General features: G+C 65.6%; 14 protein-coding genes. 7 read left to right on the top strand and 7 right to left on the bottom strand.

Annotation, left to right across the window (positions count from 1 at the left end; all coding sequences use genetic code 11):
- Positions 1–14: 14 nt before the first annotated feature.
- Positions 15–1,013, top strand: coding sequence for a LacI family DNA-binding transcriptional regulator (locus KSK32_RS08250; protein ID WP_216930028.1), 999 nt, complete (start codon positions 15–17; stop codon positions 1,011–1,013).
- Between the two features lie 108 nt (positions 1,014–1,121).
- Here KSK32_RS08250 and KSK32_RS08245 read toward each other — a convergent pair whose 3' ends face one another.
- The 3 genes from KSK32_RS08245 to KSK32_RS08235 all read right to left on the bottom strand — a co-directional run bounded on the left by KSK32_RS08245 (position 1,122) and on the right by KSK32_RS08235 (position 4,348).
- The gene (locus tag KSK32_RS08245) at positions 1,122–1,847 is read right to left on the bottom strand and encodes a BON domain-containing class I SAM-dependent methyltransferase (protein ID WP_216930026.1); all 726 of its coding nucleotides are present in this window, start codon (positions 1,845–1,847) and stop codon (positions 1,122–1,124) included.
- A 507-nt stretch (positions 1,848–2,354) separates the two neighbouring features.
- Entirely contained in the window at positions 2,355–2,672 is a 318-nt protein-coding gene (locus tag KSK32_RS08240; RefSeq protein ID WP_216930024.1) for a hypothetical protein, read from the bottom strand.
- A 38-nt stretch (positions 2,673–2,710) separates the two neighbouring features.
- Positions 2,711–4,348 carry an ABC-F family ATP-binding cassette domain-containing protein gene (locus KSK32_RS08235; protein WP_216930022.1) on the bottom strand — a complete coding sequence of 546 codons (1,638 nt, stop codon included), beginning with the start codon at positions 4,346–4,348 and terminating at the stop codon, positions 2,711–2,713.
- An 85-nt stretch (positions 4,349–4,433) separates the two neighbouring features.
- Between KSK32_RS08235 and KSK32_RS08230 the strand changes: the two genes are divergently transcribed.
- From KSK32_RS08230 to KSK32_RS08220, 3 genes are all read left to right on the top strand, one after another.
- Complete coding sequence (locus KSK32_RS08230; RefSeq protein ID WP_216930020.1) at positions 4,434–5,204, top strand: ROK family protein; 771 nt, start codon at positions 4,434–4,436, stop codon at positions 5,202–5,204.
- 87 nt (positions 5,205–5,291) lie between these two features.
- On the top strand, positions 5,292–5,654 hold the full coding sequence (locus tag KSK32_RS08225) for a M48 family metallopeptidase (protein WP_216930018.1): 363 nt from the start codon (positions 5,292–5,294) through the stop codon (positions 5,652–5,654).
- 59 nt (positions 5,655–5,713) lie between these two features.
- Complete coding sequence (locus tag KSK32_RS08220; RefSeq protein ID WP_013288724.1) at positions 5,714–5,968, top strand: Smr/MutS family protein; 255 nt, start codon at positions 5,714–5,716, stop codon at positions 5,966–5,968.
- Positions 5,969–6,056: 88 nt separating this feature from the next.
- Here the strand turns inward: KSK32_RS08220 and KSK32_RS08215 are convergent, their stop codons facing one another.
- Complete coding sequence (locus KSK32_RS08215) at positions 6,057–7,253, bottom strand: helix-turn-helix domain-containing protein (protein WP_289256519.1); 1,197 nt, start codon at positions 7,251–7,253, stop codon at positions 6,057–6,059.
- Between the two features lie 361 nt (positions 7,254–7,614).
- Here KSK32_RS08215 and KSK32_RS08210 point away from each other — a divergent pair, with 361 nt between their 5' ends.
- A complete protein-coding gene (locus KSK32_RS08210; protein WP_216930017.1) occupies positions 7,615–8,364 on the top strand; it encodes a helix-turn-helix transcriptional regulator in 750 nt (249 codons plus the stop codon).
- Positions 8,365–8,391: 27 nt separating this feature from the next.
- Positions 8,392–8,862, top strand: coding sequence for an NUDIX hydrolase (locus KSK32_RS08205; RefSeq protein ID WP_216930015.1), 471 nt, complete (start codon positions 8,392–8,394; stop codon positions 8,860–8,862).
- Here KSK32_RS08205 and KSK32_RS08200 read toward each other — a convergent pair.
- The gene (locus KSK32_RS08200) at positions 8,859–9,326 is read right to left on the bottom strand and encodes an HD domain-containing protein (RefSeq protein WP_289256518.1); all 468 of its coding nucleotides are present in this window, start codon (positions 9,324–9,326) and stop codon (positions 8,859–8,861) included. The genes KSK32_RS08205 and KSK32_RS08200 overlap by 4 nt on opposite strands.
- 842 nt (positions 9,327–10,168) lie before the next feature.
- Positions 10,169–11,605, bottom strand: coding sequence for a PIN-like domain-containing protein (locus KSK32_RS08195; protein ID WP_216930011.1), 1,437 nt, complete (start codon positions 11,603–11,605; stop codon positions 10,169–10,171).
- 708 nt (positions 11,606–12,313) lie between these two features.
- On the opposite strand from KSK32_RS08195, the gene KSK32_RS08190 reads away from it, so the two are divergent.
- On the top strand, positions 12,314–13,756 hold the full coding sequence (locus KSK32_RS08190; protein ID WP_216930009.1) for a hypothetical protein: 1,443 nt from the start codon (positions 12,314–12,316) through the stop codon (positions 13,754–13,756).
- 369 nt (positions 13,757–14,125) lie between these two features.
- Here the strand turns inward: KSK32_RS08190 and KSK32_RS08185 are convergent, their stop codons facing one another.
- On the bottom strand, positions 14,126–14,836 hold the full coding sequence (locus KSK32_RS08185; RefSeq protein WP_216930007.1) for a hypothetical protein: 711 nt from the start codon (positions 14,834–14,836) through the stop codon (positions 14,126–14,128).
- Between the last annotated feature and the right edge of the window lie 93 nt (positions 14,837–14,929).

Here is a 14,929-nt window from a genome sequence, read left to right as displayed (position 1 = left end):
CGGAAGGAAGTGCAGTGCGGCACAGGCTCAAGGACGTCGCGGAGCGCGCCGGAGTGTCGGTGAAGACCGTCTCCAACGTCGTCAACGGCTACCAGCACGTGCGCGCCGACACCCGCGCCCGGGTCGAGGAGGCCATCGCCGCGCTCAACTACCGGCCCAACCTGTCGGCCCGCAACCTGCGCAAGGGCCGTACCGGGGTGATCGCGCTGGCCGTACCCGAACTGGACATCCCCTACTTCGCCGAGTTGGCCCGGCACGTCGTCACCGCCGCCGCCGACCACGGCTGGACCGTGCTCATCGACCAGACCGGCGGCAGCTCCGAGCAGGAACGCAAGGCGGCCAGCGGGATCGGCGACCACATGATCGACGGCCTGATCCTGAGTCCGCTCGCGCTCACCGCCGACGACCTCGCCGCCCTGGCCGGCCTGCCCATGGTGCTGCTCGGCGAACGCGTCGACCACGGCCCCGCCGACCACGTCATGATCGACAACGTGGCCGCCGCCCGTGAGATCACCGCCCACCTGATCGGGCTCGGCCGCCGCCGGATCGCCGCGATCGGCTCCCAGCGCACCCCCGAGGGTGCCAGCGCCCGGCTCCGCCTGGCCGGCTACACCGCCGCGCTGACCGAGGCCGGCATCGCCTACGACGACCGCCTGGTGGCGCCCGCGCCGGCCTGGCACCGCGCGGACGGCGCCGCCGCCGTGCGCAACCTGCTCACCGCGGGGGTACGCCCCGACGCCGTCTTCTGCTTCAACGACACGCTCGCGCTCGGTGCGCTGCGTGCCCTGCACGAGGTGGGCCTGCGCGTGCCCGAGGACGTCGCGGTGGCCGGCTTCGACGACATCGAGGACGGCCGCTTCTCGATCCCGACGCTGACCACTGTCGCCCCGGACAAGGAGCGCATCGCCCGCCTCGCGGTCGAGCTCCTCGCCGGCCGCCTGGGCTCCGACCGCGACGCTCCACCGCGCGAGCTGGTAACCCCCCACCACCTGGCCCTGCGCGAATCCGCCTAGCCCGCCCCTCTCGGCCCTCTTGGCCCCGTCGATCATGAAGTTGACGGCGAAGTCGATCTCCTTGAGTGCCGCCAACTTCATGATCGACGGGGTGGGGTCTGGGCGTCCTCAGTCGAAGAAGCGGGCCAGGTGGGAGGGGGCGGGGGCGGGGGCGTCCGGCGGCAGTGGGGTCAGGTCGGCGAAGATCGACGCGCCGTCGCAGCCGACGTGCAGCGGATACCAGCGCGGCGCACCCGGTGGGCGCTGACCGCAGATGCCCTTGAACGTCTGCACGTCGAGCAGGCGTACGTGCGTCGGGTCGGCCACCGCGTTGACGTGCCGCCACCACGGGCTCATGACGTGCAGCACCCCGCCCGGTCGCAGCACCCGGTGGCACTCGTCGAACAGCGGCAGGAAGTCGATCAGGTGCTCGACGATGTGCACCGCGAAGAACACGTCCACCGAGTCGTCACGCAGCGGCAGCGAACCGGCCAGGTCGGCGACCGCGTTCACCCCCGGCGCCGGATAGATGTCCAGCCCCAGGTTGCCCGGCCACTGCTTGGTCGCGCCGCAGCCCAGGTCGACCACCACCGGCGCCCGCCCGGCCACGCTGACCCGGCACCAGATCCCGAGTACGCCGGACAGCCGGCCGATCAGCTCCCGCACCAGCCGTAGCTGCTCCAGGTCGGCGACCTCGCCGGTCAGGTGCGCCACGCCCCGGTCGAAGCGCACCTCGACCGCCGTACCGCGCAGCCGCTCGTCGTGCCGGACCATGTCGGCCCACGCCTCGGCGAGGAAGCCGTCGGTCTGCCGGAGTCGCTCACCCGAGAGCGCGGTCTGCCCCATCGCCACCATGCGCGCCCGTTACCCCCTTTTCACCCCGATATGCCCCTGCCTCCTCCCACCCTCGCCCCCGCCTTGGCCCTGCCGCGCCCCGGCCTGCCCTGTCGCGCCCGCCCTCGCCCGCCGCCTTGTTGACCAAGGAGTTTTCGTGTCAGCAGAGGACGTCTCGGAGCCCTCAAACTCCTTGATCATCGAGGCGTGTCTGAGATCTTGGAAGATTCCGGCCCTCCTGGGGGCCTTTTCCTGCCAAGATCTCCCGTGCCCCGGGACTGACCCAGTGATCAAGGAGTTCGTGTCCTGTTTCGAGGGTGAAGTGGACGCAAACTCCTTGATCAACGACGTTGCGGGGTGGTGGTGCGCGGAGAGGCGAGGTGCGAGGGCCGGTCCTCGCTGATCATGGAGTTGTGGCCCGGGTGAAGGCCGCAAAAGGGGCAGGTGAGGGGCAGCAACCGCAAGATCGACGGGAACAAGGGGCGGGGGAGAGGGGGCGGGGCGGGGCAGGGGGAGAGGGAGGGGGGGTCAGGGGGAGAGGGTTCGGCGGACTGTGCGGGAGCCCCGCATGCGCTGACGGGGCTGGGCGGGGGCCGTCTTCGGGCGCTTGAGGTGGTAGCGGTGCAGCTCGTTGTTGCCCGGCAGCGACGGATCCTCGCTCATCGCGACCAGTTCCCAGCCCTGGTCACCGGCCCGGTTCAGGTGGGCCAGCGCGGTGTCGCCGTACGGCGATACGTCGATCATGGAGCCGTCCGGGCCGTACCAGATGAAGACGACCTCCCACCCGGTGTCGGTGGTGGCGGCCTGGCGGCGGCGGACCAGCAGCGCGTACTCCCACTTGAGCATGCGCTCATTGTGGACCCGCGCGCGCCGGTCGGCACGGATCAGTGTTCGGCGATCCGTCCGTCCGCCACGCGCACCCGCCGGTTCACGCTCACCGCGTCGAGCATCCGCCGGTCGTGGGTCACCAGCAGCAGCGTTCCCGGGTAGCTCGCCAGCGCCGATTCGAGCTGTTCGATCGCCGCCAGGTCGAGGTGGTTGGTCGGCTCGTCGAGCACCAACAGGTTCACGCCCCGGCCCTGGAGGAGGGCGAGCGCGGCCCGGGTCCGCTCGCCGGGGGACAGCGTCGCCGCCGGGCGCAGCACGTGGTCGGCGCGCAGCCCGAATTTCGCCAGCAGCGTCCGTACGTCCGCCGGGGCGAGATCCGGTACGGCGGCGCCGAACGCGTCGAGCAGCGGCTGGTCGCCGAGGAACAGTCCCCGGGCCTGGTCCACCTCGCCTACCACCACACCCGGACCGAGCGCGGCGTGTCCCTCGTCCAGTGGCAGTCGGCCGAGCAGCGCGGCGAGCAGGGTGCTCTTGCCGGAGCCGTTCGCCCCGGTGATCGCCACCCGGTCGGCCCAGTCGATCTGCAGGTCCACCGGGCCGAGCGTGAAGCCGCCACGGCGTACCACAGCTTGTCGGAGCGAGGCCACGACGGCACCGGCGCGGGGCGCGGCGGCGATCTCCATCCGCAGCTCCCACTCCTTGCGCGGCTCCTCGACCACGTCCAGCCGTTCGATCAGCCGGGCGGTCTGCTTGGCCTTCGCGGCCTGCTTCTCGGTCGACTCGGCGCGGTACTTGCGGCCGATCTTGTCGTTGTCGGTGGCCTTGCGGCGGGCGTTCTTGACGCCCTTCTCCATCCACGCCCGCTGGGTGCGGGCGCGCGCCTCCAGGTCGGCCTTCGTGTCGGCGTACTCCTCGTACTCCTCGCGGGCGTGCCGGCGCGCCACCGCACGCTCCTCCAGGTAGGCCGCGTAGCCGCCGCCGTAGTGGTTGACCTGCCGCTGGTGCAGGTCCAGCTCGACGATCCGGTTGACGGTGCGGGTGAGGAACTCCCGGTCGTGGCTGACCAGCACGGTCCCGGCGCGCAGGCCGGTGACGAAGCGTTCCAGCCGATCCAGCCCGGCCAGGTCGAGGTCGTTCGTGGGCTCGTCGAGCAGGAAGACGTCGTACCGGCTGAGCAGCAGCGACGCGAGCCCGGCGCGGGCGGCCTGCCCGCCGGACAGGCCGGTCATCGGGTGGTCCAGGCCGACGTCGAGACCCAGCTCCGCGGCGACCTGCTCGGCCCGCTCGTCCAGGTCCGCGCCGCCGAGGTCGAGCCAGCGTTCCAAGGCGTTCGCGTACGCGTCGTCGGCACCCGCCGCCCCCGCGGTGAGCGCCTCGGTGGCGGCGTCAAGCGCGGCCTGCGCGGCGCTCACCCCGGTCCGCCGGGCCAGGAAGCCGCGGACCGTCTCGCCGGGCCGGCGCTCCGGCTCCTGCGGCAGGTAGCCGACGGTCGCCGTGGGCGGGCTCAGCGCCACCGAGCCCTGCTCGCGGGGGGCAAGGCCGGCGAGGGTACGCAGCAGCGTGGACTTGCCCGCGCCGTTGACCCCGACCAGCCCCACCACGTCGCCGGGTGCGACGACCAGGTCGAGGTCTTCGAAGAGGAGGCGGTCACCGTGGCCGGCGGTGAGGTCCTTGGCGATCAACGTGGCGCTCATCAGGTGACCGAGCCTACCGGCGGGCGCATCCGGATTACCGTGACCCGCGCTCGGGACGGTGCCGGGGTGAGGGAGACTCACAGCCGTGGTGACCACACTGGCGATCGACTGTGGTGGCGGCGGGATCAAGGCCTCCGTACTGGACGCCGCCGGAACCATGCGCGCGCGGCCGCTGCGCGTGCCCACGCCGTACCCGTTGCCGCCCGGCCTGTTCGTCAAGACGCTGCTGGATCTCGGCGCCCGCCTGCCCACGGCGGACCGGCTCACCGTCGGCATGCCCGGCATGATCCGGCACGGCGTCGTGGTGGCGACGCCGCACTACGTGACCCGCTCCGGGCCGCGCAGCCGCGTCGACCCCGAGTTGGTGGCCGAGTGGTCCGGGTACGACGCGCGCACCGCGCTGGCCGAGGCGTTCGGTGTGCCCGCGCTGGTGCTGAACGACGCCGAGGTGCACGGCGCGGGCGTGGTCGCCGGGACCGGCTGCGAGCTGGTGCTGACGCTCGGCACCGGGCTGGGCAGCGCGTTGTTCGACGGCGGGGTGCTGGCGCCGCACCTGGAGCTGTCGCACGCGCCGGTGCGGTGGAACACCACCTACGACACGTACGTGGGGGAGCCGGAGCGGCGGCGCCTGGGTGACGCGTTCTGGTCGCGGCGGATCCGGCAGGTGGTGGACGGCCTGCGGCCGGTGTTCCGCTGGGACCGGCTGTATCTAGGCGGCGGCAACTCCCGGCTGATCCGGCCCGAGCAGGTGGCCCGGATGGGCGACGACGTGGTGATCGTCCCGAACACGGCCGGAATCGTCGGTGGTGTCCGGGCCTGGGATCTGGTCGGCGGCCGGTACGACCCCACCACCTGATCTTCATCCGCAGGAACACTCGCGCTGGCGCCGGTGTTGTGCCAGCGTCGGACCTAGGGTCTGGCGCGACACGAGGAGGTGGGTCGAGTGGATCTTCTGGCGGAGTACCGGCGGGCGACCATGTTCTTCGAAGCGGGTGACCCGACCGGAGCGGCCCGGCTGCTCGAACCGATCATCGAGGCGGAGCCGGACAACTCCTCGGTCCGGCAGCTGCTGGCCCGCGCGTACTTCCAGTCGGCCCAGCTCAACCGTGCCGAGGAGCAGCTGCGTGAGCTGGTCGACCGCGACCCGAGCGACCACTACGCGCACCACGTGCTCGGTCGCACGCTGGAGCGGATGAACCGGCCGGTGGACGCGCTGCGGCACCTGCGCATCGCGGCCGCGATGTACACGACGAACACCGACTACGCCACCGCCCTGCGCCGGGTGGAGGGCAAGGTCGGTCGTTGACCGATCACGCGGAAGGGCAGCCCGGGCGGGCTGCCCTTCCGCGTACCTAGGATGGGACCGTGAAGCTCAAGCTCGACCTCCACGACATCTACAACAAGGGCCACGACATCGATCGGGCGCTGCGCGGGATCATGGACGAGGCGGTGGCGAAGAAGGCCACGCTCGTGGAGATCATCCCGGGCAAGGGGTCGGGCGCGCTCAAGAAGAAGGTGCTGCGCTTCCTCGACCAGAAGGACGTGAAGCAGCTCTACCACCGGGTCGAGAAGGACTCGAAGAACTTCGGCCGCCTGTTCGTGCACTTCCGCTGGAAGTGACCAGCCACGGCGTTTGATCCACTCCGATACGCCGAGGTGGCGGTATCCCGATCGCTCGGATGAAGCCATTTCCCCGAAAAGGTGTCGATCAAGCCACGCTGAGCGTTGCGGCGAGTTGGATGATCGTGGCCGGGGCGTACGGGTCTCGGGCAACCTGGGTGAGCACCGCGCGGGCGGCCGCACGGTGACGCAACTCCTCCGGCGCGATGTGGAATGCATCGATCAGGGCGCGGGCCGCATGAGCCGGTCGGTCGAAGCGAAGATTGGCGCGCGCGGCCCGCACGAGATGACCGGCGCGATGCTCGGCGGCCAACCAGCGCCAGCCGTCACGGCGCACTGCCTTCTCGTGCCACCCGACCGCATCACGGCCGTCACCGAGATCGAGAGCCGCCCGCGCCCGTGCCAGCATCACGGCCGTCGGCCCGAAGTCGGTCCGGTGGTGGTCGTGCCCGTCGCCCACCCGGGCGGCCAGAGCCTCGGCCTCGTCGAGCAGCCTTGCGGCGCCCCGGTGATCGCCGTGCCGCGCCGCTGCGAGTGCGCTCTGCATGATCAGCGCTCCGCACAACGACAGTTCCTCGGCACCGCCGTCGTCACTGTCAGGCGCTGCGATCCGGTATGCCGCGTGCAGCGCCGTGGACATGGCGGCCCTGCTGCGACCGCATGCCCGCAGCGCCTGACTGACCTGTATCGCTGCCATTGCCGTCAACCTCGGCTCATCGGTCGCGCAGTGCATGGCGCGGTCGGCGGTGAGCCACGCCAGTTCACTCGCACCCAGCTTCGTCAGCAGCGACGCCGTCACCCGGTACGCCTCCACGAGTTGCGAGCGGCCCGCGTCGGGATCATCTGCGTAGGTGCGCTGCGCGTCGACAAGCAATTGCGGGGCGAGTGCGGTGACCTGTGAATAGCGAGCGTGCTGAAATGTCGTCCAGGCGTGCTCGACAATGCGGGTCATTCGATCTGCGGGCACCAGCGGTCGACCGGTGGTCCGCCTGACGGCGATGTCGTAGGTCGACAGGGCAGCCGCGACTCGATTCACGCCTTCGGCTCGCTCGGTCCTGCCGACGGGCGTGGCACCGCGGCCGATCAAGACGGCCGCATCGATTCGTAGCACAGTGGCGATATCGCGGAGAGTGGACATTCGATCGAGGGACCGGACGCCGCGTTCGACCTTGTCCACCCAGCTCTTCGACTTGCCCAGTCGATCGGCGAACACCTGTTGTGACATCTTCCGTCGGCTGCGCCAATGTGCCACTCGTCTACCGATCGGCTGCATCTCAGTCGTCACGGCGCCACCTCCGATCCGGCAGTGCACGGGTCGTTTCCTCAGCCGGCACACGGTCTGCCTCGGCCTGCGAGAGCAGTCGTCGCTTGGCCGCCTCCCTCTCGGTTGCCTGGATCTGCTCGCCCCGGCTCGCCTCCGGTAGGTCCTTACGCCGAGGCATCGTCGCCTCCAAGGCTGCTTCCCAATGGACGTTCCATGACTTGCTCCTCAGGCGTTGAGCGAGATGGCCCGTTAGTGGTTCGGGAAGCAGGATGCATCTCTACGTCACGACGACTTCACCACAGGTGATGGACGAGTAGGGACGTCCTTGCTAAGTTCTGTCGTCCCGTAGTCGTCCCGCTCAGCTCTCCAACCAGGGATTCCGATGCCGAACGACCGCCTTCGTAGTGGGCTTCTCAAGAAGGGCTTGACGCCGGCCTTGCTTGCCGGGCAACTGGGCGTCGACCCGAAGACCGTGGAGCGGTGGATCACGCAGGGCAGGAATCCGTACCCGCGCCATCGACACACCATCGCCTCGTTGCTGGACGAGAGCGAGTCCTACCTCTGGCCAGACGCTCTGCCGGCACAACGAGCGGCGCAGGTCAGCCAGTCCGAGGTGGTTCACATCTACCCTCGTCGCGGAGCCGTCCCGACTGACCTCTGGCAGCAGCTCCTGGAGAAGGCCACACGGCAGATCGGCGTCCTGGTCTACGGCGGGCTGTTCCTGCCCGAGTTCAACCACCGATGGGTGCCGACGCTCCGCGAGAAGGCGCTCGCGGGCGCCCAGGTGGAGTTGCTGTTCGGTGACCCGGAGGGCAAGCACATCGCCGAACGGGGAGACGACGAGGGCATCGGCGCTGCCATGTCGAGCAAGATCCTGAACGCGCTTGCCTTCTACAGGGAGCTACGAGATCTGGATACCGTCGGGATCTACTATCACGACACGATCCTCTACAACTCCATCTACCGCTTCGATGACGAGATGCTGGTCAACACCCACCTCTACGGCACACCGGCCGCCTACGCCCCGGTGTTGCATCTCCGGCGCATCGGCGGAGCGGAACTGTTCGACAACTACGTCGCCAGCTTCAAGCAGGTACTGGGGAAGAAGCGGGCCGTCTGGCCTGAGCACTGAACCACCGGAGGGTGAGAGGCTAGGCCCATGGCCCGGACCGAGCACTTCAACGACCCGAACGCCCCGAAGCCGAACAGCATCGTCGTTGCGGTCACCGTCTTCGTGCAGGACGAGATGGGCCGAGTGCTCCTCATCCAGCGGACCGACAACGGTCTCTGGGCGCTGCCCGGCGGCGCCCAGGAGTTCGGGGAGTACATCGCCGAGACGGCTGTCCGTGAGACGCGGGAGGAGGCCGGTGTAGAGGTCGAGGTGACCAGCGTGGTCGGGATCTACACCAATCCGAACCATGTGGTCGAGTACAGCGACGGCGAGGTGCGACAGCAGTTCTCGATCTGCTTCCGTGGTCGCTACGTCAGCGGTCAGCCGACGCCGAGCGACGAGTCCTCGGAGGTCCGTTGGGTCGCACGCGACGACCTGGACGATCTCGCCATCCACCCGTCGATGCGGCTTCGGATCGACCACGGCTTCGAAAACCGGCAGCAGCCGTACATCGGCTAGCCCGTCAGCCGTTCTTCCGTTCGACGGACAGCTTCAAGCAGCGGCGCTTCCGCTTTCATCCAGAAGCGCGTCACCACGTCATCCGGGCCGTATCGCTCGCGGATCTCCGCCAACCGTTCATCTACGGTCAGGTCTTGACCGTCAGGCCCGGTAGTCATGTCGGCGAACCAGAGAGCGTCGGACGTCGGTGACTGTTCAAGGGGAAACTCCGCTATGAGAGCAGGTTTCAACCCTCGTTCCTCAGCTTCGTAAGAGGCGCATGAGTGATGGGCGACCAGGCTTGCCAGACGCGGCTGGAAACCCTGCCGGAGCAACCACCTAGCACCATCCAGAGCGTGGAAGCCGGTGTCAACGATGTTCGGGGCGTAGCCGATGTCATGCAACCACCCAGCAGCAGCGAGTAGTTCCGCGTCATCGCCTACGAGTCGGCCCAGGCTCTCAGCCTTCGCTCCGACGGCCTGCACGTGCTTCCACCGACGAGGGAGAGCCGCCGACAGACATCGCTCGGAGATCTGGAGGGCTCGGTCAGCTAGACGGTTCACCATGCCAGGCTACGGCTCCCACGGCCGCAGGTGTAGAGCCTTGTGGGCCAGACAGGCCGCCGGCATCTTCGAGCCATGCTTCGGTGCTTCGATGTTGCCCAGGAACGCATTTATGTGGGAAGTTGAACGCATGGCAGAAGTCGATGACGTCACTAGGGAGCTTATCGCGTTCCTCGACCTCGCGGCAGGCACGCACGCCTTCTCTATCTCGGGCCTTGCGCGTATTCGAGGGTATATCGGATCCATGGCAACAGCAGCGGATAACCCTGATCCAAAAGTTGGCTGGGCCTCGGGCGATCCGAATATTCCGGGCAGTATCAACACTCGGCGAGGATGGCGCAGGAGCGCTTTGATAAAGAACTTGGAGCCAGCTGGCCCGTCGGCTCTATACCTTGGTTGGGCTTGGGCGACCTTAGTCTTCGACCGATGGGAGGATGACTTCCGTCACCGCTTTGCCTCTGCGATGGGCTGTAAGCACTCAAATGTCCACTCGGAGCCAATGGGAGACCTTCGTCTAATCAGAAATGACATTGCGCACTGCCGGGGATTTGCGACTGCCGGCAACTCCGGGAAATGTAAGTTGCTTACCTCGTGGTTCACGGTTGGCGAGCCAATAATGATTAGCCAAGTTGACGTTGCCCAATTTGTCGAGCTCATGGAAGATGGAGGGGCGGTTTATAAAAGGCGCTGACGTCGTGGCGAGGGGCATGGCTGAATTGCGGTACCGTTGCAAGCTTCGTGAGTTACTCCGAGCAGCAGTGGTCTCAGATGTCCTTCTTAGGAGATGAAGAGATAGTGGCATCTATGCCAAGAAATTCCGAAAGCAGACGCAGTAGGTGCTCTCCGTCTACCAATTGAATGTTGTTCGTCCTGGCGATTGCCCGGGATGCCGGTCCGAATGTACTGGTTGTTACGAAGATCCCGGCTTCAGCACCGTATGCTCGCATGGAGCCTAGAAGGGCTCGTACAGAATCCGAGCCTACCATCTTCGCATAGCGCTTAGCCTCGATGAGAGTCCAGCCGTCACCGATGTTGGAATGCGGATGCCTTGCGCGGATATCATAACCCGCATCTCGTTCTTGGGGAGCAGAGGCCACATCTCGGTAGCCCATTGCAATAAAGAGCACTCGTGTAAGCTGCTCAAATATGAACGGTGGTAGCGATAGTAGATCCGGCTTGCCGTCACTTTCGCCGTCCGTCGAAGCGTTAACCTCGCGTAGCTGGTTCAGCATTTCTTCGATTCGGACCATTGCTTCGGACTTGCGAACCGCTTGCACGATGTCGTCGCTGACGCTTCCCGGGAATTGCCCGGCGGCAGCCTCCAAAAAGTCAGACAGCGTAAAGAGTTTCAGCTGTGCACCCGTGTGCTCGAAGAGCTCCTGCCCGAGTTCAGGACGCGCCCGCAGCGGGTTGCCCTTTTTATCGATGATCCACCAGTCCGGCTTGACGTCATTCGTAACTAGGGCAACGTGCTTGCAGTTGGGCAATTGGGCAGCCCTGTCAAGCACTTGTCGCCAGAGTATGTAGTCGCCGGCAGCCCGGTATGGTGACTTCTTTTCGGCATCCTCGTAACCGGGCGGCATTTCATTTGGAAAACGGAACTCAACAGCCTCCGAGACGATCTCCATCAGGTGCCGGTGATTGTAGGGATCACCAAGTTTTCCTCGGGTCAGATCCTCGAAGTGCTCAAGGACCGGGTCCGCTGAGGTGACATCGCCCGGGCCGATGTCGTGTTCGGCTTGAAGTGCCTTGAGTTCGGCCAGCGCTGGATCCAGAAGACCATCGAGGCGACCTAATATTGATTCTTCGTCCAGTCCGTGTGTTTGTGGATCCCACTCCCTGCTCGTCATGTTGTACTGGCGAAATTCGACTAGCCGGGTGATGGCTTTCCGAATCTCTGTAACTGCTTTAGCGTTTGAGCTCAAAAGGGTTGTTCGTGTCTCGCGGAACTGGGACATCTTCTTGGCAACTACATCCAGCCGGTTTCGGTGAAACTCCGCGCATGCTTGATGCGGAAGCCAGAGACGTGTCTCAACCGACTTCAATGCTGCAAAGATCTGCCGTCGCGCTGCCGTGGTTACCCGGTAAAGATGTAGCAGCGCGCTAGCGTCTAGAACTACCAAGCCACTCCCGAGGAAGGGCTCGGATTCGGTTTCCGGATGCGTCCAGGAGCGAAATGCCTGAGAGAGTCCACTGCTCACCGGAACATCCTTGCCGCCGAGGCCGCTGAAGCGCAACAAGAACGTTGAGCGGCCGGATGCTGCCTCCGACGATCAACAAGGCTGACGCTCGCCATGCGTTGACGCTGCCATCAGAGAGCGATGTTCGGCCGTCGTCCTTCCTCTGGCAGCCGCAGGGACGATGCTGAACACCAGTTGGAGGATCCAAGGTTGTCCAGTGGCGCCGTGTGAGAACTTTCTGTACGAGATCAAGGCGGCCCGCTTCGCAGGCCGCTCGCGCCGCCGAACCTGGGCCGGGCCGGTGGCCCGCCGATCGCGCCTTAGGCCTTCGGCCACGGCGCGATCGGTGATAGCCCGCCGGCGGCGCGACATACGGCGAAGCCCCGGGCCGCCATGATCGATGACGGTTCCGGGGCTTCAAGTTGGTCGAGACACAGGCAGTGCCTCCGGCGGGGCGCTCGGGCGCTCTGGGATGGTGTCGCCATCCCGACAACCTCCTTCCGGGCAGAGCCGAGCGGGTGGGGCCTGCCTGGTCAAGGTCGTTCAGACGGTGGGGTGCTCCACCCTGACCAGGCAGGCCCCACCCGCTCCACAGTGTGCGGACGAAGGCCGACGGGATGGTTCAGGGCGAGCCGCCGAATGCGTGCATTTTCGGTCCGCGTTGATGTTGACGGATGGTACGCGTAGCATAACCTTCCGCTATCAGGGCTGAGCAATGTCTGGAGCGTAATGAGAGTTTCCGAGTACTACGAATTGGGACGCACTCAGCCAGCGCTAGATTTCGTTGATGTCGACACCGCTACGGACTCGCGAGTCTTTATCGACCCGCGTGCCATTCGTATCCAAAGCTCCGGCTTTGCGGAGAACTGCAAGATGCTCTTGGTGTCGTTCTTCCATGAGCTACTGATGGCCATCTTCGAGAACGACGACTCGCGAGTGTACAACCTTCTTGGCCAATTGACCGAGCCGAATGAGACTCACCTAGGATATTCAAAAGGCCGGTCGCGTGGGCGTGGTCTAGGTGGCGTAGGCGCCGAGCGTGTGGCTGCGATGATCCGCAACAGTAAAGCAGCTAAGTCCGGAGTGCTGGCCGATCTCGAAGACACGGCTCTCTTCATTGACGGCATCAAGAATGACATCGTTTCCGACATCGCTACCCACATCTTGCGCGGTGCACTAATTGGCTATACGCAGAGGGCGGCTGAGTATTATCATATTCCGCTGGAGCGGCAGTACAGCGGCGCAATTTGGAATCCGGATATTTGTGAGTGGGAGTTCGATTATGTCGACCTGCCCCGCGTCGATGAAGAACCACTGCTTCTGATTCCGAAGTCGATTGTGCGGTTTGAGCTGACACTGGACCAGAATAAATACTACAACGGCTTCCTCGCGCCACTGCATGAAGCTGCGGAGATCGACGCCAGGAGCAATCTGGTCTCCATCTTGAAGAATGGCACTCCCCGAGTTAATAGAGAGAAGTTGCGCGAGAAGTACCCTGTAAACAAGCCTGCCATTGTCGAATATACCCACCAGTTCCCAGAAGCTCTTGACCGCTACAAGACATCTATCTCTCACCTGTCTAGTCCAGTCCTCACCCACGAGCAGCTTGCGCAGCGCCTCGATGTGCCAAATCCGGACTACGACGGTCTGCTCGCTCGAATGAAGCGGATACCTGCGGGCAAGGCGGCAGCCCACATCTATCACTCCGCCGTCGAAGAGCTGATGACCGCGCTCTTCTATCCCCACCTTGGCAACGTGCGGAAGGAGCGGGAGATACATGAGGGGCGGAAGCGGATCGACATCTGCTATGACAATTTGAGTAACATGGGAACGTTCTTCTGGCTTACCCGGCACAGGGCAGCGGAAATTCCGGTTGAATGCAAGAATTACCGGAAAGATCCCAGGAACCCTGAACTCGACCAGATGGTGGGCCGATTCTCGGATCATCGAGGGCGAGTCGGCATAATGACGTGTCGTAAGCTTTACGACAAGGCGTTATTCATCCAACGGTGCAGGGACACGGCGCGGGACGGGAACGGCTTCGTGCTTCCTCTCGATGACGCGGACTTCGAAGTGCTTGTCGAGGAGCGTAAGAAGGTTCAGAACGATTCTTATCGCGACAAATCTATGTATAAGCTAATTAGGGAGCGCTTCGATGCCTTGGTTGCATAGCGCCACTAGATGGGTGAAGGGGTCAACGCTGCCGATCGCCGGTTCCGATGCTCGGCCGCACTGAGTCCAACGGCGGCGAGAGTCAGGTTCGAGTCGTTGGTCAAGGTAGGAGATCGGCCCCGAGTGACGGTGCGCTTTCGTCAGCGTGGGTGTAGGGGTGGAAACTCCCTCGCGTCTCTGTATGCCGTAGCCGACCGCAAGATCATGCCGTCTCCAGGCCGTAGAACGGGAGCAAGCAACGGCCATCGTTGACCACCCATGCCAAATGAAGCCGCAGGTCGAAAGCGGAGTCATCCGGTTTGATCGACTATGGTCTCGGACTAGATCAATACCGCTGGAAGTAGCTCCGGTCGCGTCTGCTCGCCTCGGTCAGGTCGGGGTGAGCACCGTTATGGGGGAGCCGAAGGTGGTTCTTCCGGGACCGTGCCCGATTCCGACCAGGACCCGGTTGCCGAGCGGCGCGGCCAGGCGCACCACCACCTCGCGCTCCTCGGCGTAGGCCAGCCGAAAGCCGTTCCCGTCGCGGGCGACCTCCACCGGTTCGACGAGCACCGCCGTGTCCGTCTCGTGCACCTCGGCGTCTGGGTAGTCGGCGTATTGCGCGGGCGTTCCGATGAACCGGAACGTCAGGGTGCGCCCGTCGTTCGCGAGCACGGCCTCCTCGTGATGAGCGGCTCCTACGCCGGGTGGCCGCCACGTCATCCGACGTTCGAAGTCCGGGTCCAGAGCGATGAACGGCCATCGCCGGTCGTCGGGGTACATCATCCACGCCGGGAGTTCGCGAGTGCCTCGGTCGGTGGCGAACGGTCCGTTCGCCCGGATGATGTTCGCCAAGGGCCTCTGCGCACCGGTCTGCACGTCACGGCAGTAGTCGACGGCGGCCGGCGCGATCTCCGGCGGCAACTCGGACTCCGGAACGCCGGGGGTGTCGAACAACGACCGCCACTGCGTGTCCGCCATCAGTCGGTCGAGCGCCCTGACGCCCATCGCTGTCAACACTATCGGACGCTGCTCGCGGTGGACGGGGAAACCGTCCCACATCGCCAGCGCCTGCCGGACATGCTCCACATCGGTCGGCACACCGTCAGCCTAGCCCGCCTCGCTCCAGCTTGATCCACTCCAGTACGCCGAAGTGGCGGTATCCCGGCGCGCGGATACCGCCACTTCGGCGAA

Origin of the sequence: Micromonospora sp. WMMB482, from assembly GCF_019038635.1 — a bacterium.
In the GTDB taxonomy this organism is placed as follows: domain Bacteria; phylum Actinomycetota; class Actinomycetes; order Mycobacteriales; family Micromonosporaceae; genus Micromonospora; species Micromonospora marina.
This window is presented reverse-complemented; position numbering and strand designations above follow the sequence as displayed.